The organism is Paenibacillus sp. J22R160 (assembly GCF_059692135.1).
In genome coordinates, this window is the sequence record NZ_JCAUAU010000010.1 from 149,441 (window position 1) to 169,996 (window position 20,556).

Sequence of the window (20,556 nt, forward strand, 5' to 3'; positions counted from 1 at the left end):
AGGAGGACGCTAACAATGAAACGCAGACTATTCCCGGCCATGCTTTTAATTCCATTGATGTTCTCCCTAATCGGATGCAGCGCGAAACAGCCATTTGTGAATGGAAACACGAAGACAATTGAGTCTGAAGGAAGCAGCTCCAAGCAAGAAGTTAAGCTGCGAATTGCCTGGTGGGGCGGTCAATCGAGACATGATTACACGTTGAAACTGATTGCCATGTACCAGGAACTGAACCCGAACGTGAAAATTGATACGGAATATGCCGGCTTTGATGATTTCTGGAAAAAGCTAGCTCCGCAGGCTGCGGCGAATCAATTGCCCGATATTATCCAGATGGATATCTCGTATCTAACCCAATATGCGACGAAGGATCAATTGGAAGATTTGTCTGAGCTGACGAATGACGGCACGATCGATGTGAGATCAGCATCGCCCGAGACGATTGATTCCGGACGAGTGGACGGGAAGCTGTACGGCATGCCGTTAGGCGTGAATGCGATGGGTACCACCTACGATGCTGCGATGCTGAAGGAGGCAGGGATATCTGCCATCCCCGAAAGCTGGACTTGGTTCGATTTGGAACAAATCGCCAAGCGAATGAAGGCAAAAGGAAAAGTGCTCGACCATATGCGCTTCGATCAGTTTTTTCCTTACTATCTGCGCACGCAAGATCAGCACTATTTTAGCCAGGATGGTACGAGTCTTGGATTTAGCGATCCGCGATATTTTATAGATTACTTCACCATGTATCTTGAGTGGTACGAAGCTGGTTACATGCGCGATTGGGACAAAGAGTCGCTGTCCAAGCTGACGCCTGAGGAGAATCCGATTGCCTTAGGAGATGGCTTCATGACAATGGCGTGGTCGAATCAATTCACATCACTGCAAGAAGCCGCCAAAAAGCCCCTCAGCTTAACCGGACTGCCGGGACCCAATGGGAAACAAGGGCTATACTTAAAGCCCACCATGCTGTTCTCCATCGCCAAAAGCTCGAAGCAAAAGACCGAAGCGGCCAAATTCATCTCATGGTTTTTAAATGATTTGGAGGCTAATAAATTGATCAAAGGTGATCGGGGGATTCCCATTTCCTCTAAGGTCAAGGACGGTTTGAAGCCTACACTCTCTGAAGAAGAAATGAAAGTGTACGATTATGTAACGTGGGTGGAGAAGAACAGCAGCCCCATGGATCCGCCTGATCCGATCGGGTCCGCAGAGGTGAGCAGGCTGCTCCGTGATATGCAAGAGCAAATCTTGTATCGCAAGATTTCGGTGGAAGAGGCCGCTGCCAAATTCATGAGTGAAGCCAACGTCATTTTAGCTAAAAATAAGAAGTAAATACTTGGATGGTTGCAACACATTGTACAGGTATAAAAGGGTGGCTCTAAATCGGCTGCCCTTCCCAATACACAGAAAATGACAAGCATAAAGGAGTGGAATTATGAAACTACGTGAAAATGATCACATAGTCGGCTATGTGTTTGTCTCACCTTTCATTCTTGGTTTTTTGATCTTCACGCTGTTTCCCATGTTTTCTTCGCTCTATTTCTCATTTACGGAGTATGATTTGTTGTCTCCACCGCGATGGGTAGGATTTTCGAATTACGAGAAGATGTTCACGAGTGATGACAAAATCATAGATTCGATTCGTGTGACGTTAACTTACGTACTTACATCCGTTCCGATGCGTCTAATCATCGCATTGCTAGTAGCCATGCTGCTCAATCGTGCTGCCAGAGGGATTGGGTTATATCGGGCCACCTATTACTTACCGTCGTTGATTGGTGGAAGCGTAGCAGTATCTATCATGTGGCGTCAAATTTTTGGAGACAAAGGGCTAATCAATGCGTTCCTAGGCAGCATAGGTATCCACACCACCACCTCTTGGATTGGCTTGCCGGCTACGGCACTTGGTACGCTGGTGCTCTTGTCGGTCTGGCAGTTTGGTTCTTCGATGCTTATCTTTCTAGCTGGGCTCAAAAACATCCCAGGCACCTATTACGAGGCAGCAAGCGTAGACGGAGCGGGACCTGTTCGCAAATTTTTTCACATCACATTGCCTTTGTTAAGTCCAATCATCTTGTTTAATCTCATTTTGCAAACGATTTCGGGCTTCTTAACCTTCACGCCTGCCTATATCATTTCGAACGGTGAAGGCGGACCGCTGAATAATACGCTGTTGTATTCGCTGTATTTATTCCATCGCGCATTTGTCTTCTTTGAAATGGGTTACGCCTCAGCAATGGCTTGGTTCATGCTCATCTTAATCGGTCTCATCACCTTGGTTATTTTCAAAACATCAAAATATTGGGTTCATTACGAGAGCTAGGAGGGATCTGACATGGTTTTTCGAGCCAAAAATATAAAAACAGTGCTGTATCATCTGTTCGTCTGCCTTATCGCACTTACAGCGATTTATCCGATTCTCTGGCTGGTCGCCAGCTCCTTTAAGCCAAATGAGGAGATATACACAACTGCAACCTCTCTGATCCCCAGCCGGCTGGAGTGGAGCAATTATGTGTCCGGTTGGAAGGGATTTGCAGGCATCACGTTTGCAACCTTCATGAAAAACAGCTTCATTATCGTTATTCTGTCAACGATCGGTGCTGTAGCTTCTTCTGCTGTTGTCGGATACGGCTTCGCTCGCATCAAGTTTGCCGGGAGTAAGTTCTGGTTCGCCATGGTCATGCTGACGCTATTGTTGCCTCAAGATGTGACCATTATTTCGCAGTATATTTTGTTCGCCAAAATTGGCTGGTTATCGAGCTTTAAGCCGATTATTGTACCGCAATTTTTTGGAATTCCGTTCTTTATTTTTCTTATTATGCAGTTTATTCGCACGATTCCGCCTGAGCTTGATGAAGCCGCGAAAATGGATGGCTGCAGCAAATACAGTATTTTCTACAAAATTATTGTTCCGCTTATCGTCCCGGCTCTAGTGACATCGGCAATCTTCTCCTTCTACTGGAGATGGGACGATTTCTACACGCCGCTGCTCTATTTAAATAATGCCGAGCTTTACCCGGTATCACTAGCGCTTAAGCTTTTCTTGGACAGTGAGTCCTTAAATAACTGGGGCGGTATGTTCGCCATGTCGACGTTATCCTTAGTCCCGATCTTCGTGGTCTTCATGATTTTCCAGAAATATATTGTTGATGGAATATCGACGAGCGGCTTGAAAGGATAACGAGTATGCATACTCATTTAATCAATAACCGTCTACAGGGAGGAAATGAAGAGATGCCAGCTTTACAATTCGATCCAGATGAAATTCGCCAAGTCATTGACCGCGTTGTTCATAGAACGTTCCGCATGGACTTTAACTGGGATTGGCCAGGTGGCGTAGCTTTCTACGGTGTGACGGAAGCTTATGAAGCAACGGGAAATAAAGAGTATCTTCATATGTTAAAAGAATGGGTCGATGAGAAATTGGTGGATGGGCTGCCCAAGCTGTCCGTCAACGGCATCTCGATCGGTCACTCTTTGTTAACCTTGTACAAGGAAACCGGAGAAGACCGATATATGGAAATCGCTACACAGATGGCGGACTTCCTGAAACATGAAGCGGAGCGTTTTGGAGATGGCATTTTCCAACATACCGTGAACTCGGAAACGTACAATTTCCCTGAACAGGCATGGGTGGATACGATGTTCATGGCGGGCTATTTCCTGGTCCGTATCGGATCAATGTTGAATCGTGAGGATTACTTCGAGGACGGCTTGAAGCAGTATCACGGACATGAAAATGTGCTGCAGGATGCTGCAACGAACTTGTATTATCACGGCTGGGACAATTTGGCGCAAAATCACATGTCAGGCATCTATTGGGCACGCGGCAATTCATGGGCTGCCATTACGATGGCGCGGGCATTGAGACTTGTGCAAGTGACGCATCCCTCTTTCATGATTATTGAAGGATCTCTGCGTGATCAATTAAGCGCACTCGTGCGTTTGCAGGACGAGAGTGGACTATGGCACACGGTTCTGACGGATAAGGATGCGTATTTGGAAACATCCGGTTCCGCAGGAATTGCGGCCGCTCTCATCGGCGCAGGACCGTTATACAATAAATATACAAACAAGTCGATTAAGGGTATTCTTTCGCGCATCACAGAGGACGGTACTGTTGCGGGCGTATCTGCTGGCACAGCGGTAATGCGGGATAATGAGGGCTACAAAGGGGTTCCTTACAAAAGAATTCAAGGATGGGGTCAAGGTCTGGGACTCATCTTCTTATCTTCCTTGCTTAACCGCAGGGACTGGTAGAGGGTAAAAATAATGAACATCCATTTGAAATTTGATTTTGGTCCTGAGCAAAGTGGTGCGAAAGAGGGTTATACGAAAATTAGCCATGATTCTTTCTATCAAGAGAGTAGTGGTGAGGGATTTGGCTTTCTGGCTGGCTCTGAGGTGTATGAGAGGGATCGCGGGAGACCGGAAGCGCTCCGTCAAGACTTTTGCATTCCTGCCCGCGCTGTATTCCTTGTCGATTTGCCGAATGGCAATTATACGATTCACACGCTCATGGGTGATCTGATTACGGCAACCTCTACGGGCTTGAAGGCAGGACAGGGTAGACTCCTGCTGTCGGAATGCCGTACGGCGGCGGGGGAGTTCGTGTCTAATAGCTTTAGCTTAAATGTAACAGATGGACAATTAAGGCTTGCGTTCTCGGGCGTTGCGCCTCGTATTAACGCGTTAGAGATCATTTCGGCGCCTCAAGCGGCTACCTTGTACTTGGTTGGCGACTCCACTGTAACCGATCAGCCGCAGGATGGATATCCTTACACAGGCTGGGGGCAAATGCTTCCGCTTTTCTTCAAAGCAGATGCTGCGGTAGCGAATTATGCGCTGTCAGGACGCAGCTCCAAGAGCTTCTTGAATGAAGGGCGTTTTGCGCCGATTCTTGAGGCGATGACAGCGAATGATTATTTGTTCATACAATTTGGGCACAACGATCAAAAGCTGGACGAGGAGCGGGCGACTTCCCCTTTTACAACGTATAAAGAGCATCTAATGATCTATATTCAGGAAGCTCGGACGCGGGGAGCTGTTCCCATTCTAGTGACGCCGGTGCAGCGGAGATTTTTTGATGAAGCTGGTAACATCATCGACACGCACGGTGACTATATCACGGCTATGAAGCAGCTGGCGGAAGAGGCGGACGTAACTCTCATTCATTTGGCGGAAGAAAGCAAGCAATTGTTTGAAACGCTCGGTCCTGAGGAATCCAAATCCTTGTTCATGTGGGCCTGGCCCGGGGAGTTTCCGAATTTCCCCAAAGGCGCAGAGGATAATACGCATTTCCAAGAAAAAGGCGGTATCGCAATCGCTGAATTAGTAGTAGCGTGTATTCGAAAGCAACAAATACAGCCGCTTTGGCGTTATCTTCGATAGGTTAAAACCCCATGCCCATATTTGGGCGTGGGGTTTTATTGTTGTATCCAGCAAGCGAATTCCTGTGTGAGAAATACGTAAAATTGTTACTTATAATGAATACATTTGTTACTTATTTTGCGGGTAAATACAAGCAATAATAGACAGAAATGAGTTGTGTATTCAAACAAATTAGAAAGCGTTATCAATTCACGTTGGAGGGGGTATTCCAATGTATAGACAAGACATCTTCTACGAAGTCATTCAGCCACAGTTGTCACTTCCATTCCGTCTTTCCTCAGCAACCTATGCCCTCAATCCTATTGGACATTTTACTGAAGGGAGCAGTTATGGCGAAATCATATTTTGTATAAGAGGCAAAGGCTTGCTTCGAATGAGTGGCGATCTCGAGTATGTCATTCAGGCAAATCAGATGATTATTTTTATGCCATATACGAAATATAAATATCAGCCATTAGATGAATTATGGGAGATCGCATCCGTTCGCTTTGCATGCAATTCTACTCTTCTTTTGCAATTTGGTTTGAAAATGAACAAGCCCTTGCTTGTCAATGCGTCAAATAGAATTTTAGTATTGATCAATACCCTTTGTAAGCCCGAGGAGGATTCCAAAGACAGACCATTAAAGAGCTCTGAAATTATTTATTCATTACTGGCAGAAGTTAAACTTCAGACTATGAGCATGCCTATTCATGCAAGCACTCCTAAAGTGACCATCGAGAAAGTCGTAAATTTTATCAATATTCATTACTCAAGCAAACTCACGTTAGATGAAGTTGCCCGTAAGTTCGGTTATACATCTCAACATTTAAATAAGCTTTTCAAGAATGAATTAGGTAACTCCATCTATCAGTATATTTTGAAGGTGCAATTAGAGCAGGCAGCAATTTTGCTTGAGAATGAAGATATGACAGTTGAACAGATCGCTGAAAATGTTGGTATGGAGTCACGATCTCTATATCGAATGTTCCAAAGAATGTACAGGATTTCACCTGGTGAATTTCGCAGAACAATGAGAAAATCTGTGTAGTTGAACATTGGAGCCGCGTATTTCTATGTATGGAGTGTAATTACATTTAATTATTGCTTTAACAATAATCGTACCCGTCCTGATTACAAGGCGGGGCGATTTTTTTGTTAGACACGAACAAATTGAATAAAAAAAGGCTCCCTTACGGGAACCTTAGAGAAAGCGCATTCATTTTGGAGGAGAAGGCGCTGAAATACCGCAGGGTAAACGTGTCCTAACTAGTTATGTTCATATTATATGCCAAATGAGCGAAAAACCAATGTCGAAAAGAAAGGTGTTCCCTGTATAAAATGAATTTTATTCCTTCATTATCGTCATATACAGGTTTCATCTGTACATCACATAATTCCCCCTATTTCGCTAAACTGAATGTGACAAATGTAAAACTTGCATTTTGTGTCATTGTTTAACCATTAGGGGAGGAAAAAAAATGAAGAGAAGTTTCAAAATCATTACTTCGTTAGTATTGGCATTCTCATTATCAACATCGGTTGCATTAGCCGCTGGGGTGGATCAAGAAATAACAACCTCATCGGTTAAAACTACTGGGGACTTTAAAGATTTAGGCACCATTGATGCTGAACTGAGAGCCGCAATCGACGCTTTGCTCAAACTAGGTTATATGGATGGCAAAGGAGAGAACTTTGATATCACGGGGAGCATGACTCGGTCTGAAGCTGCCAAATTGATTGCAAAAGTATGTAAACTAGCTGTTGATGAGAAGGCGAAGTCAAGTTTTGCGGATGTTGTCGAATCGGATGCCTCCATCCTTTGGGCCATTCCTTTCATCGAAGCCGCTAAAACCAAAGGGGTGATCGACGGTGTAACGGTTGATACATTTGCCCCCAAAGAAGAAGTGACAATCGGTCAATTGGCGACTTTAATTGTGAAAGGTTTAGGGAAAGCCTCGGAAGTAAAGCCAACGAATCCTTGGTATAACGGCTATCTGGAAGTTGCAAAAGCCAATGGGATTGACCTTGGGACAGACGGCGCGAAAATCGCGACTCGCACCGACCTTGTTAAAGGGTCATTTAAAACGTATCAAGCACTTGAGAATGTAAACAAGCCTGCTAAAGCATCTGTCAAAGCTGCCAAACAAATAGGTGCCAAAACGGTTTTAGTTGAATTTGACCGTGATATAGATACAGCAAAGGCAACACTTACGCTAATGAAAGGAGCGTCGAATATTGCATTTTCCGTTAAATGGTCAGAGGATAAGAAATCAGCTGCACTTGCGCTTACGGATACGAAAATTGGGGATGGCGATTACACCGTGACGATGGCGGGAATAGATGCTTCATTCATTGACAAAGCCAGTGCCACTTTTAAAGGAGAAGCAGAGAAAGTTGCAAAGATTGAATTTTTGAGCACAAGCGATACGATCGCGAAATCGCCCAAAGTGCGTGTTGAAGTGATGCCATCGAATCAATTTGGTGAGACAGCTACTTTCAATAGTGGGAGTTATACGGTCTTCGCATCTACGGCAAATCCGCCCACTTTACTAAAAACAGAGGATGGCAGATTGTACATGAAGTTAAATACGTCAGATGCTGGGCTAATTTCGAATAACAGTCAAGTTACTATTAATATCTACGATAATGATCAACACGTCTCCGCAACAAAAAACTTTAAGATAGGCAGCCAGCCGATTTTGTCTAAGGTTGAGTTGGGTGGGGTTACATACAAAAGCGGTAAGTCAGCATTAAGCTTAGCTGGTGAAGTAGCTGTGATCTCCTTGATGCAATATGATCAATACGGTTCAATCATTACCAAAGATTCCGAAGCGATGGTAAATCCATTGGTTTCTATGGCACCCTTCGAGCCAAAACTGAGTGCCCAAATCATGGATGAGAACAATGATGGTACCGATGATGTCGTCGTTAAGGCAACTTCCAAATTAGAAACAAGCGGCGAGTATACGGTTTCCGTATTTGGGGGAGGATCGACAGCAACTGCCAAACTAGCAGCAAAGCCTACGGCTGTAGCGAATAAAGTAGAGTTAGTTCAACCAAGCGGCACTTGGGCTTATGGAGACAATAACAAATACATTGATATCATTGCTTATGATTCAGAGGGCAGCAAGCTAACAACAGACGATATTGCGCAAAATGCGAAAGATGGCAAATTTACGATTTCAGTTACAGGTAACCTGATTACTGGCCCTTCAACCGACGTACCAGCTGTTATGCTCGATAGTAAAGGGCTAATTGTAACTGAAGGGCCTAATAAAGGGAAACTTTATGTGAAAAAAGTAGCGGGAAAAGGGAATGCCAACGTATTCATTGGTATGTTCGGTCTTGGCGTAAATAGCCAGTCCCAACTCAATATTCCACTCGTTGCCGTTCGATATCCTACTAGTTTAAAAGTTGCAACAGATGTTGCATCTAAAGCTGTCGACAATGCGACTGTTAATGGAAAGCTTCAAATCATTGATCAATACGGAGATACAATAACTGGATTCTCTAAAAATCAATCAGGAGACGTGATTGAAATCGCTGAGAATGGCCGTTCCGTTACTTATGACGTGTATGCGTCAGTAACTCCATCAAGTGACTACGTTGGAACTTATTCTGGTGACTTAACACTTATCTCGGGCACACAAGTGCTCACAATCGGTCAAATTAGCGATAAAGAGTTTAAATTCACACCGACTTCGTCTGCCAAAAATTCCTCTTTATCCGTTAAATTTAGCTTAAGAAAACGGGATTATACTGGCGGCGCGGCTGGTGCCATTCTTGACGATGGTGTTGGTTCAATAACCAAGAAATTCACGGTTATCGACCCTTCGAGCGTGAAGCTGACATACAGTCTAAAAGGAGCAAGGGATTTGTTCAGTACTTTAGCTGATGACACTGCAAAAAATATTGTGGCAGCACAGCTTATCGATTCTTCGAATAAACTGACTGCCGAGCTTACCCTTTCAGCAACGGATGAATCAGCGGCAGAAGTGAAAGTTCCAAATACGATTTCCACAGTAGTTTCCGATACTTATCAAACGGCTCGGGCACAAGTTGTAGCCGGAAAAGCATATGTACTCGGGAACAAAGCTGGGAAAGCCAATATTATTGCGGTTTATACGAATGCGAAAGGCGACTCCCAGTTCGTTTCAACTGCAATTACTGTGAAAAGTGATCCCATAGCTATTCAATCTATTACAAGCAGCGCCACTAAGACTTTTGCAAGATCAACGGTTTATGACATTGATGGTACGACAGTAAAAGTCCAAGGCGCTGACGGTGCATTCGCCTGGCAGTTAATGGAAGTAGTATTAAAAGACCAGTATAGCAATGAATTTACTAAAGCCAACATCGCTAAATACAAAGAAATTGTTCCTGTAATTTATATGATAAACGACGTATCGCAAGGAATGACGATCAGTCTAACTAACAGCTCTGAGGGTGTTAGCAATCAAGTTAATGTTAGCTTCGTTCCAGGCATAACAAGCGGAAGTTTTACAATAACAGCGGTTGCAAACAATGGAAAAACAACGTCAACTAGAGTTTTGGTTAACAATTAAACAAATGTTGAACATTAATTAATTTTGCCGCGCGCATGCCCTACGGGTATGCGCTTTTTGCACGCTCCTGCCTATGGGTGAATATACTGGAGTACAATTCCACAAACGGGCAATGGGGAGGAAAACAGATGAGAAGGAAGTTAACGGTAAAGCGCGATCAACGTGACTTTCGCGACTATTTTTACAGAAGCACCAATTATGTCCGTGAATCTCAGCTCCCCCGCAAAGTCGACTTGCGGAGCAAGCTTTCTCCAATTGTCAATCAAGGGAATTTAGGTTCTTGCACATCGAATGCCATTGTAAGTGGGCTGCGTGAATATTGGCTGCGTCAAGAAAGCGATTCATCGCTTCGCTTATCCCGGCTTTTTCATTACTGGCATGAGCGGCAATTAGAAGGTACGGTAAATAGGGACTCGGGTGCAACGGTCCGCGACGGTATGAAAGTGCTTCAGAAAGTCGGTGTTTGCCCAGAAAGCGAATGGCCGTATCAAATTGCGAAATTTAAAGAGAAGCCTGATAAAGAGGCTGAGCAAACGGCAGGGAATTATCGAATTGGCAGCTATCATCGCATTCACGATCTCGCGGGAATCAAAGCGGCTCTGGCAGACGGCCAGCCTGTTGTCTTCGGCATATATTTATATGCCTCTTTCGAAAGCCTAGCAGTTCTAAGAACAGGACGTGTCCCCTATCCAGACCGGAAAAAAGAAATGCTGTTAGGCGGGCACGCCATGCTGGCTGTTGGGTACAGGGATGGCAAGAAGAAAGGCCAGGGTGAGGTGATCGCCCGAAACTCATGGGGAAAAGGCTGGGGTGACCAAGGCTACTGTTATTTGCCTTATTCCTTTTTCAAAAGTAATCTTCTGACCTTTGATTATTGGACCGGAAAATAAAGTGAGTGATCTTCTAGGAGGGAATAAGCTGTGATGAGTGTTGAAGATGCTAATAAAATCATTGCCTTTTTATCAGCGGCGTACATGGCAACGGAGGATCCGCAGGCAAGAGAAGAGTTTCACCGACTTGCGAATGAATTGAGAAAAGCTTCCGGTCAACCAACGCAATAGCATAATTTTGACTAAAATGATCTGAAACAAGGGGCGGCTCGCATGCCAAAAGAAGATAATCTCAAATTGCTTATTTTAGTGCTTTTTGTATTGCTTACGCTAATTCTTCTCTTGATGTATTAAATGCAAAAACAGCCGGTACACGAGAACTTTTCTCGTGAGTATCGGCTGTTTTTGTATACAAAACTAGAATCCTTTGTATTGTGGCTCTTCGTTTTCCAGTTGCTGCACCCTGGAGGAAACCTGATTAACAATGTCTTGCGCGGCCATCGCGGCCGTTTCATACAGTTGTTTCGCTTCTTGATTCTGCGTTGCTAACGCAAACGTCTCTAGGCTTGCTTGCGCGCTTTTGAGAGAGGCTAATGTTGTTTTTACTTGAGCAGCTACAGTCATGATAGACACCTCTTCATTTGAGTTTGGATTATTGCAACCAAAGAGAGCATAATGATTTCACTTGTTTGCGCTCATTAATATACCCTGTCTCATCTTTCTCATAATTAACAATTAAATACAAAACAATTCAATGATAGCACTCGCTTATTTTGCACATAATGACTTTGTTTGGAGCATGATGAAGGAGAGGGGAACGAGCCCGTGGCTGATTGGGTACATATCATTATTCGGGCGTTTAGCGCGCTGGTTATTCTGTTTGTACTGACACGAATCCTTGGGAAAAAACAAATATCTCAGTTGACTTTCTTCGAGTATGTGATTGGGATCACGCTCGGTGACTTGGCAGGTGCCATTTCAACGGATATAGAAAGCAACTTCATGCATGGGATTGTCGCCATATTAGTTTGGTGTCTTGTGCCTTTTATATTGGAACTACTGACACTCAAGAGCAAAAGCTTGCGCATGTTGTTTGAAGGGAAAGGCACAGTGGTCATCAAAGATGGGAAGGTTCTTGAGGATAATTTGAAAAAAGAAAGATATACAGGGGACGAGCTACTCGAGCAGTTGCGCACAAAAAGTGTTTTCCGGCTGGCGGATGTGGAGTTTGCTATGCTTGAATCCAGCGGTGATCTGAGCGTTTTGCTCAAAAGCGAGATGCAACCTTTGACGCCTAAACATCTAGGGATGAAGCTGGGAACAGAAAAACCGACCCAGACGGTTATTATGGATGGTGTGATTCAGAAAGAACCGCTGGCTGCAGCAGGCAAAGGAATGGGATGGCTGCAAACGGAACTGGATAAGCTAGGAGTAACGAAAGAAAATGTGTTTCTTGGCCATGTGGATACCAACGGGGAATTTACCGTTGATCTCTATGATGACAAGCTGCAAGTGCCTCAGCCGAGCGAAAGACCTGCGCTTCTAGCAACACTGAAGAAATGTGAAGCGGATCTAGAGCTGTATTCCTTAACAACGAAGCATCCTGATGCGAAGATAATGTATCAAGATTGTTCCGTGACGATGACGAAGGTCATTCAGGATCTTCATTCCCTGTTAAGAACCTAATCAAGCAGGAGGGAAAGTATGGCCAACAATAAGAAGAAAAATCTAACAATGACCCAACAGGAATATCAGGAATTAGCAAAACGGATTGAACCCAAGAGACCTGTTTTGAAAAATTGCCTTAGAGCTTTTTTAGTTGGCGGCGCGATTTGTTTAATTGGTGAGTGTTTTATGCAAATCTTTATCAATTGGTTCGGGTTTACAGAGAAAACAGCTGGCAACCCGACCGTGGCTGTCCTGATTATTATTTCAGTCATTCTAACAAGCTTCGGCGTCTACGATAAAATTGCTCAGTGGGCTGGCGCGGGCAGCGCAGTTCCTGTTACAGGCTTCGCGAACTCCCTGTGTTCCGCTGCGATCGAGCACCGGGCTGAAGGACTGGTCCTTGGAGTAGGCGGGAACATGTTCAAACTCGCAGGCTCTGTTATTGTTTTCGGCACCGTGGCTGCTTTCGTTGTGGGCCTCTTGCATCTAATCATAATGGGTGGGGGCTGATTATATGCTGAAAGGGCATCAAAGCTGGGTTTTTGAGAATCGTCCAGTCATTCTATCGACGGGGACAGTAGTTGGGCCTGATGAAGGCGAAGGCCCGTTGGCTGAAGATTTTGACATCGTGCACGGCGATCTGACCGTAGGTCAGAAGACGTGGGAGAAAGCAGAGAAGGCGCTGCTTGAGGAAGCCGCACAGCATGCGCTCGACAATGCCGGGCTCACCGGCGGCCAAATCCAGTTCTATATTGGAGGCGATCTGATGAATCAGATCATCTCCAATACGTTCGCGGCACGCACGCTGGGCATGCCGTATCTTGGCATCTTCGGCGCTTGCTCGACCTCGATGGAAGGGCTGGCGCTCGCCGCGCAGCTGTTGGATTCAGGCGCTGCCAATTATGCGATGGCAGGCACCTGCAGCCACAACTGCACGGTCGAGAAGCAGTTCCGCTATCCGACGGAATACGGATCGCAGAAGCCGCCGACAGCGCAATATACAGTGACTGGCGCTGGGGTGGCAGTGCTTGGGAAGACGGGGGATGGTCCCGTCATCACATCGGCAACGATCGGGAGGGTCGTGGATATGGGCATCACCGACCCTTTCAATATGGGCGCAGCGATGGCTCCGGCTGCGGTGGATACGATTCAAGCTCACTTCCGCGATTTGGGCCGTGAGCCGGGGTATTACGACCTCATTGTAACCGGGGATCTTGCTGCGGTCGGTTCCGAAATTGCACGTGAACTATTTGAGAAGCACAAGGTTCCGATCGAACAAACGACGTATGACGATTGCGGTTTAATGATCTATCAGCGGGATAAGCAGAATGTGCAGGCAGGAGGCAGCGGCTGCGGTTGTTCTGCAACGGTCACATATGGGCATCTCCTCAAGCGCATGAAGAAAGGAGAGCTGAAACGCATTCTGGTTGTTGCTACAGGCGCGTTGCTGTCTCCGCTCTCCTTCCAGCAAGGGGAAAGCATCCCGTGTATCGCGCATGCAGTATCTATCGAGTCTGGAGGGTTGTACGCATGAACTTTTTTTGGGCTTTTGTCATTGGCGGCGCTATCTGTGTCTTCGGACAGCTCTTAATGGACGTTGGGAAGCTGACGCCAGCACATACGATGAGTACGCTCGTCGTTCTTGGGGCTATCGCAGACGGTTGCAATTTGTACGACCCATTCATTGAATTTGCCGGTGCGGGAGCGACCGTACCGATTACTAGCTTTGGTAACGCCCTGGTGCATGGAGCTCTGGAAGAGCTGCACAAGGATGGCTACATTGGGATCATAACCGGGATCTTCAAAGTAACCAGCGCGGGTGTCTCGGCAGCGATTATTTTCTCGTTTATTGCCGCTGTGTTTGTTAAACCAAAGGGATAGAAAGATCTACAAAGAGGGGCTGTTTCAGAAGGTCAGGAATGACCTGATGAATAGTCCTTTTCGGCATCTATTTAATCCATATTGGATCCCACTCCCGACCTTGCAATCAGCCTACTTGGCTTAATAGCGCCCTGTAGTTCCCATTGTACAAGAACAAGCGATAGGCAAATGAGCCTCCGGTAGAAGTTAACGTTGCAAAACAAGCTTAATGCGTCTTGTGAGAGTCTCGCTCGCGCCAACGGTGTCCCTTCCAACCCGACAAACTGCAAAACGTACAGCAAATGATCTCACTTTTGCCGTTTCTGGCGATAAACATGTAAAAAGTACATGTCATTCATTGCTTTTTACCCGACATACGCAGAAATCACCAATTTAGCTGCATTTTTTGCAGGATATAAGTCTAAATCTGTGACTTCCGCCAAATTTGCTGCACTTTTTGCAGGACTTGTATGGCACGAGACATACGTCTCCACTCCCCTATCCAAACTCGCGGCGCCCGCCACAACATCCCCGCCCCACGTATTCGCAAAGTTCAACCAAAGCTACTCTGAACGGAATACTTTTAGCATGCTGCGTTTGGTTATAGTACGGCAATGAATGGGCCGTTACACACGAATTGACCATCAGGCTTTCGAGAAAGTCTCGTGGAGTTTTCGTCAGTTTGATTTTCATGTGCTGGATCTCTCCTTTTAAAAAGAAAAATCAATTTAAAACGATCTGAGCACCAACTTTTTTTATAAATGACACCATTTCTATCAAACCAAAAAAGGGCACTTTCTCGACAGCCTGAGAAGCTCCATCTAAATCAGGGGTAGCTGAATGAAAACCGGTAGATCCATCGAAATTAGCGGTAGATACTGGAGCTAATTGTGAGAAAGTGGTGCAGCAGCGGAGAAGTAGCAGGAGGAATCGGCGTTAATGACAATTCATCAAGCTACTCCTGTGCCCAGTTACAGGTTGGCGCGTCATTTAGGCGGTTCGGCTGAGTTAGATGGAAAATCTACCGTTAATCTGCGCTGATTGTTGGCAGGGAATGGAGTAGCGGTAGAAACTCCATCTAAATCGGCTGTAGCTGGACGAAAACCGCTAGATCCGCCGATATTAGAGGTAGATATTCCAGCTACTTGGGCAAAAGTGGATCAGCAGCGGAGAAGTAGCAGGAGGAATCGGCGTTAATGACAAGTAATCAAGCTACTTTTGTGCCCAGTTACAGGTTGGCGCGTCATTTAGGCGGTTCGGCTGTGTTAGATGGAAAATCCACCGTTAATCTGCGCTGATTGATGGCAGGGAATGGAATAGCGGGAGAAGCTCCTTCGGGTGTCCGACAATTCAATGATTCATGCTTATGGGACACCCGCTTTTTTACCTTTTCCAAACACCGCTCAAACTCTTATCGAAGGGCCAAATTCACATGGGTAATTTTAACAAATAAATTTAGAGGAATTACAAGTATACGGACGAAAAACTTTGCTGTAAACTGGATTTACGCACTTTTCTCTTCTATTTTAAGAATTACGGTCATTTTGGCGATTTTTTGGCCTGACGGTCGTGATAAGATGAGGTTTACATGTCATGCAGCAAACGCTTACGAAAACTAAGCCCATGCTTACGACGTAAGTTTTCAAATGATAACCATCAGCGCTTACGAAGTAAGTTTTCTTACGAAAACTCAGCAGTGCTTACGAAGTAAGTTTTCTTACGAAAACTCTAAGGAGGATTAAGTCATGGAAACTGCCACCCATCATCATGTAGAAGTTTTAACTAGACTGAAAACAAATTTAGAATCATGCATTCTCGGCAAGAGCGCTGAGATTGAATTACTTTTGACTGCAATGCTGGCCGGCGGTCATGTGTTGCTCGAAGATGTGCCAGGTACGGGCAAGACCGTGCTGATTAAGGCTCTCGCTCGTTCCATCGACGGCCAATTCCGTCGCATTCAGTGCAATCCCGATTTATTGCCTTCCGACATTACAGGTGTTTCTATATATCATCCTAAAGAAGAAAAATTCCTGTTTCGTTCAGGTCCGATTATGACGAATATTTTGCTTGTCGATGAAATCAATCGCGCAACGACCAAAACTCAGTCGGCTCTACTAGAAGCGATGGAAGAGCAGCATATCACGGTAGACGGCGATATTCATGAGCTGCCATCTCCTTTTCTCATGCTGGCCACTCAAAACCCAATTGATTTCGAAGGCACTTACATCCTGCCAGAAGCACAGCTTGACCGTTTCATGATTAAGCTTAGCTTAGGTTATCCGAGTGAAGCTGCCGAGAAACAGATGATTGCTTCGCAAAGCAAGGCACATCCGATGGAAGCCTTGCATGCGGTGATGGATACTTCCGAAGTATTAGCAGCCCAAGAGCAGGCACGCAATGTACATATGGATGACGCAGTCTCGGATTATTTAGTCAGTATCTCCAGAAAAACGCGTGAGCATCAGGCTGTATTTCTGGGCGCAAGTCCGCGAGCCACGCTTTCATTAGTGCTAGCGTCCAAGGCGTTTGCTTTCCTGAAAGGCAGAGATTATGTCATTCCGGATGACATCAAATACCTTGCGCCTTTTGTGCTCGGTCACCGCATGATTCTTCATTCCGAAGCACGCATGGATGGAGCTACCGTTAACTCCGTGCTCGGTTCGATTTTCGAGCAGGTTCGCGTGCCGGTTCGATTGGAGAAGTGAGCCTATGACTCGACCGGTATTCAAACGATTCGGGGAACGTCCCCGGTTTCCGGCTCCTTTATGGCTACTGATCGGCTGCTTCACAGCTAGCTTATTCTTCATGCTGTTTCAAGGAGGCAAGCTGGCCTCCATGCTTTTCATTATCATCACCCTTTTGTCGATCTATTTGCTATCGGGCAACTGGAGCGGCATCAGGCGTGCTCAAGGAACGAGAAAGCTCTCCATTCCAGGGCAGGACGCACAGCTTGAAGCGGGTCAATCGCTGCAAATCGGCATCGGTGTGCAAATTCCTGGTTTTTGGCCGATTCCTTATATGATCATCAAAGATCAGTTCATTCGTCAGAGCGGAGAAGAAACCATCTTTGAAGGCTCATTGATCCCCGATTGGAAGCGAAGAGGGGAACTGCTGTACAGCACGCCTCCACTGCGAAGGGGGTATTACCGGTTTGGTGATACGGAGTGTCTGACCGAGGATATCTTTGGCTTCTTTCAGCACAAGGGCCGCTTAGAACTGCAGCAATCGATTACGGTGTATCCACAAACCGTGGCCATTCGGGAATGGGCGCAATTTCATCAAATGCTCAAAGGCATGCAGCATCATTCCACGACGACAAGGGCGCACCGGGAAACAACGCAAATTAACGGTGTCCGTGAATATATTTATGGTGATCGCTTATCCCGCATTCACTGGAATGCAACAGCGAAGACGGGGACTTGGAAGTCTAAGGAGTTCGAACGGGAGTCACTGCCCAAAACGATCATTTTATTGGACCGGACGGCTCGTGCCTATGGTGACGCTGCTGAATTTGAGCTTGCTGTCTCTGTGGCGGCATCCTTGTTCCGCTATGGGTCCGGCCGCGACTTAGCGCTGGGATTGCTATCGATCGGGAAAGAATCCACCTATTTTGAACCGAAACAAAGTCAAAATCACCACAAACATATTTTAAAACATTTGGTCGGGGTTGAAGCTGACGGCTTTCACTCACTGCAGCAAATATTAAAAGAACATGCGCGGGAACTGCCCGCTGGCTGCTTCTTTGTGCTTATTTCCCCGCAAAAGGGATCTGTCATGATGCAGGTGCTGACGCAGCTCGAGCATCTTCAAATGAATCCCTGCCATATGTGGATTCATGCGGAACCTTCGCATGCCTTCAAACTGCAGGGTGCGGTTCAGGAGAGCGCCAAGGACGATTGGGTTAAGGCGATTCGCTCACAAGGTTATATGGGGTATGAGGTTAGTCAATTAACGGACTTGCCTAACCTGTTGGGAGGGGCGAAACGTTATGCTTAGCTCATTCTGGAAAAGAATTGTTTTTACCGATTGGGAGCAGCGCCTAAGTGCCCTTCTTACAGGTATTTTTCTGTATCAATTTGTGATTTGGATTATGAAGGAAGACGGCTTATGGCTCCCTGAAACAGTCGTTTTTGTCACAGGAACATTAAGCCTAGTGGCGGTTACCTATCTGATTCCGCATCTTCGCCGCTTCTGGCGCATACTCATTCAGTTTGGATTGGTTATTGCTCTTCACGTCATTGGGATGGGTTACCATTTCGTTGCTGTACAAGTGACGACTTGGAAAGGCGCACTCCGATGGATCGCATTAAACGCAGGTCAGTTAGAGCCGTACATTTGGTTTAGCTTAATTGCTTGGCTCACTTATTTGTTTGCCATGTGGTCAGTGAAATCAAGGCTTCGGGTCTTCGTACTCATTGCTGTCAGTATTTTGTTTTTTGCTGTACGAGATTCCTTCAGCACAATTTTCCTATGGCCGCAAGTAGCAATGGTTATCTTCTGCGGATTTTCGCTGCTGATGGTTCGTCACTTCGCCAAGCTGAAGAAACGCGCACCTGTTATTTGGGAGACGATTACCGATTATCCCTCATCGCTTCTGCTTCCAGTTGGGCTGATCGTGGGTGTTATTACGCTTGTTGGGATACTGGCTCCTACTGTAGAACCGGTTCTAACTGATCCTTATACGGCTTACAAAGTGAGTAGGGGAGAAACCGTACCTCTATTAGGAAAAGGAGTCAGTGTCACAGCGTCTACCGCTGATACTTCATCGGGCTACAGCAGGGATGACAGTCGGCTAGGCGGAGGATTTCAATTTGATTACACACCTGTAATGACAGTAGAAACGAGCAAACGCACATATTTCCGTGGCGAAACGAGAGCGCAATATAATGGAAAAGGATGGGAGCTTAGTCCGAATGAGAAAAAGCTTCCAATGAATCGGGTTAATCTGAATACACTGTCTCTTGATCCAAAGTTTGATCTCTCACTTTTGAAAACGCAGGAAGTCACACAAACCGTTGTCATGCAGAGAGAGGATGTCTTTCCGGTTCTCTTCGGTGGTTATGCCATCCAGCGTCTGGTGGAAGTGAATCAAGGTGAGAATCAGGTCCAGCGAATTCTATGGTCGCCTCGGCAATCGGAGCTGCGCTATACAGGCAGAACGAGTTACCCCAAAGAGTATGCCATTATTACTCAGGAGCCGATTTTGGATGTAGCGCAACTGCGCGAGGTGAAGAGTGATTATACGAACAAACCGGAATGGGCGGAGTATTTGCAAATACCAGCGGATCTTCCGGAACGTGTCAAACAACTTGCGATTGACATCACCAAATCAGCGACTAATCCTTATGATAAGGCCAAGCTGATTGAGGCTTATTTGTCTGAGCATTACCCGTATACGAACACACCGGACGAAAGCAAAGGGAAGAGCAAAGATTTTGTAGATCGTTTCTTGTTCGAAATCAAACAGGGGTACTGTGATTATTATTCCACGTCGATGGCCGTGCTAACTCGTTCAATCGGGCTTCCGACCCGTTGGGTTAAGGGCTACTCGTCAGGAACTTCACCAGCCTCTGAGCAGATGCGTGAACTTGGTATTTTGAGTCAGTTGGGTGAAGACATCGATGCTGACGCTGCCGGCACTTATACAGTCCGGAATTCGGATGCTCATTCCTGGGTTGAAGTGTATTTTGAAGGCTTCGGCTGGATACCTTTTGAGCCAACTTCCGGTTTTGCGCTTCCGAATGTGTTTCCAGAAGAGACGCCACCGCCTGTTGATCTCTCCACGGAGAGCGATCCGGTTACACTGCCTGAAGAAGCTGAGCAAGCTCCAAGCTTAAGCTGGTTATGGTTGACGTTAAGCGGTGTTGGTGCTGCTCTAGTGATCGCTGCTGGCGTCCTGTTCGTGCTCAAGAGCAATTACTGGCGGACATGGCGCAAACACAGAAAGCAATTGAAAGCCGTTAATTTTAATCAGAAAATTATTGTGGAATTCGAGAAGCTTCTGCGGATGAGCCGGCGTAAGGGCTATACAAGATTAGAGCATGAAACGATGAGAGAAGCGACGGCTCGGTGGTCAAGCCAAAGCAAGTGGATGAAAAAAGATCTGGAAACAGTACTAGAGCTGTTTGAACGAGCAAAATACAGTCAAAGTGTTTCTACCGAAACCGATTATCAAACTGTGAGTCAATCGATTACGAAATTAAAAGAACAAATGAAATAGGCAAAGAGAGCCACTCCCCCTTCCCGGGGGGTGGTTT

At 45.9% G+C, this 20,556-nt stretch carries 18 protein-coding genes; 16 read left to right on the top strand and 2 right to left on the bottom strand.

All coding sequences use genetic code 11. The features are described from left to right. Positions 1-15: 15 nt before the first annotated feature. The 9 genes from AC58UW_RS20485 (at position 16) to AC58UW_RS20525 (ending at position 11,002) form a co-directional block, all read left to right on the top strand. The gene (locus AC58UW_RS20485; protein WP_497422460.1) at positions 16-1,335 is read left to right on the top strand and encodes an ABC transporter substrate-binding protein; all 1,320 of its coding nucleotides are present in this window, start codon (positions 16-18) and stop codon (positions 1,333-1,335) included. A gap of 103 nt (positions 1,336-1,438) precedes the next feature. Then, positions 1,439-2,326 carry a carbohydrate ABC transporter permease gene (locus AC58UW_RS20490; protein ID WP_497422461.1) on the top strand — a complete coding sequence of 296 codons (888 nt, stop codon included), beginning with the start codon at positions 1,439-1,441 and terminating at the stop codon, positions 2,324-2,326. Positions 2,327-2,338: 12 nt separating this feature from the next. Further along, positions 2,339-3,184 carry a carbohydrate ABC transporter permease gene (locus AC58UW_RS20495; protein ID WP_497422462.1) on the top strand — a complete coding sequence of 282 codons (846 nt, stop codon included), beginning with the start codon at positions 2,339-2,341 and terminating at the stop codon, positions 3,182-3,184. 53 nt (positions 3,185-3,237) lie between these two features. Next, positions 3,238-4,263, top strand: a complete 1,026-nt coding sequence (locus AC58UW_RS20500; protein ID WP_497422463.1) for a glycoside hydrolase family 88/105 protein — start codon at positions 3,238-3,240, stop codon at positions 4,261-4,263. Between the two features lie 12 nt (positions 4,264-4,275). Beyond that, positions 4,276-5,394 carry a rhamnogalacturonan acetylesterase gene (locus AC58UW_RS20505; protein WP_497422464.1) on the top strand — a complete coding sequence of 373 codons (1,119 nt, stop codon included), beginning with the start codon at positions 4,276-4,278 and terminating at the stop codon, positions 5,392-5,394. A 211-nt stretch (positions 5,395-5,605) separates the two neighbouring features. Further along, positions 5,606-6,424, top strand: a complete 819-nt coding sequence (locus AC58UW_RS20510; RefSeq protein ID WP_497422465.1) for an AraC family transcriptional regulator — start codon at positions 5,606-5,608, stop codon at positions 6,422-6,424. 430 nt (positions 6,425-6,854) lie between these two features. Next, the gene (locus tag AC58UW_RS20515) at positions 6,855-9,941 is read left to right on the top strand and encodes an S-layer homology domain-containing protein (protein ID WP_497422466.1); all 3,087 of its coding nucleotides are present in this window, start codon (positions 6,855-6,857) and stop codon (positions 9,939-9,941) included. A gap of 128 nt (positions 9,942-10,069) precedes the next feature. Further along, the gene (locus AC58UW_RS20520; protein ID WP_497422467.1) at positions 10,070-10,831 is read left to right on the top strand and encodes a C1 family peptidase; all 762 of its coding nucleotides are present in this window, start codon (positions 10,070-10,072) and stop codon (positions 10,829-10,831) included. 33 nt (positions 10,832-10,864) lie between these two features. Continuing rightward, the gene (locus AC58UW_RS20525) at positions 10,865-11,002 is read left to right on the top strand and encodes an N-acetylmuramoyl-L-alanine amidase (protein WP_497422468.1); all 138 of its coding nucleotides are present in this window, start codon (positions 10,865-10,867) and stop codon (positions 11,000-11,002) included. 186 nt (positions 11,003-11,188) lie between these two features. Here AC58UW_RS20525 and AC58UW_RS20530 read toward each other — a convergent pair whose 3' ends face one another. Then, on the bottom strand, positions 11,189-11,395 hold the full coding sequence (locus tag AC58UW_RS20530) for a DUF1657 domain-containing protein (protein ID WP_497422469.1): 207 nt from the start codon (positions 11,393-11,395) through the stop codon (positions 11,189-11,191). 201 nt (positions 11,396-11,596) lie between these two features. Here AC58UW_RS20530 and AC58UW_RS20535 point away from each other — a divergent pair, with 201 nt between their 5' ends. From AC58UW_RS20535 to spoVAE, 4 genes are read left to right on the top strand one after another with little or no spacing between them, the layout of a single operon-like run. Then, positions 11,597-12,457 carry a DUF421 domain-containing protein gene (locus AC58UW_RS20535; protein ID WP_497422470.1) on the top strand — a complete coding sequence of 287 codons (861 nt, stop codon included), beginning with the start codon at positions 11,597-11,599 and terminating at the stop codon, positions 12,455-12,457. An 18-nt stretch (positions 12,458-12,475) separates the two neighbouring features. After that, entirely contained in the window at positions 12,476-12,949 is a 474-nt protein-coding gene (spoVAC, locus tag AC58UW_RS20540) for a stage V sporulation protein AC (RefSeq protein ID WP_497422471.1), read from the top strand. 4 nt (positions 12,950-12,953) lie between these two features. Beyond that, a complete protein-coding gene (spoVAD, locus tag AC58UW_RS20545) occupies positions 12,954-13,973 on the top strand; it encodes a stage V sporulation protein AD (RefSeq protein ID WP_161406152.1) in 1,020 nt (339 codons plus the stop codon). Continuing rightward, positions 13,970-14,320, top strand: coding sequence for a stage V sporulation protein AE (spoVAE, locus tag AC58UW_RS20550; protein WP_145657083.1), 351 nt, complete (start codon positions 13,970-13,972; stop codon positions 14,318-14,320). The genes spoVAD and spoVAE overlap by 4 nt, the downstream gene beginning before the upstream one ends. 477 nt (positions 14,321-14,797) lie before the next feature. On the opposite strand, the gene AC58UW_RS20555 is transcribed toward spoVAE, so the two are convergent. Further along, positions 14,798-14,992 (bottom strand): hypothetical protein, encoded by a 195-nt coding sequence (locus AC58UW_RS20555; RefSeq protein WP_497422472.1) that lies wholly within the window; start codon positions 14,990-14,992, stop codon positions 14,798-14,800. Between the two features lie 1,052 nt (positions 14,993-16,044). Here AC58UW_RS20555 and AC58UW_RS20560 point away from each other — a divergent pair. From AC58UW_RS20560 to AC58UW_RS20570, 3 genes are read left to right on the top strand one after another with little or no spacing between them, the layout of a single operon-like run. Next, the gene (locus AC58UW_RS20560) at positions 16,045-17,004 is read left to right on the top strand and encodes an AAA family ATPase (RefSeq protein WP_497422473.1); all 960 of its coding nucleotides are present in this window, start codon (positions 16,045-16,047) and stop codon (positions 17,002-17,004) included. A 4-nt stretch (positions 17,005-17,008) separates the two neighbouring features. Then, entirely contained in the window at positions 17,009-18,295 is a 1,287-nt protein-coding gene (locus tag AC58UW_RS20565) for a DUF58 domain-containing protein (RefSeq protein ID WP_497422474.1), read from the top strand. Continuing rightward, positions 18,288-20,519, top strand: coding sequence for a transglutaminase domain-containing protein (locus tag AC58UW_RS20570; protein ID WP_497422475.1), 2,232 nt, complete (start codon positions 18,288-18,290; stop codon positions 20,517-20,519). The genes AC58UW_RS20565 and AC58UW_RS20570 overlap by 8 nt, the downstream gene beginning before the upstream one ends. The last annotated feature ends 37 nt before the right edge of the window (positions 20,520-20,556 follow it).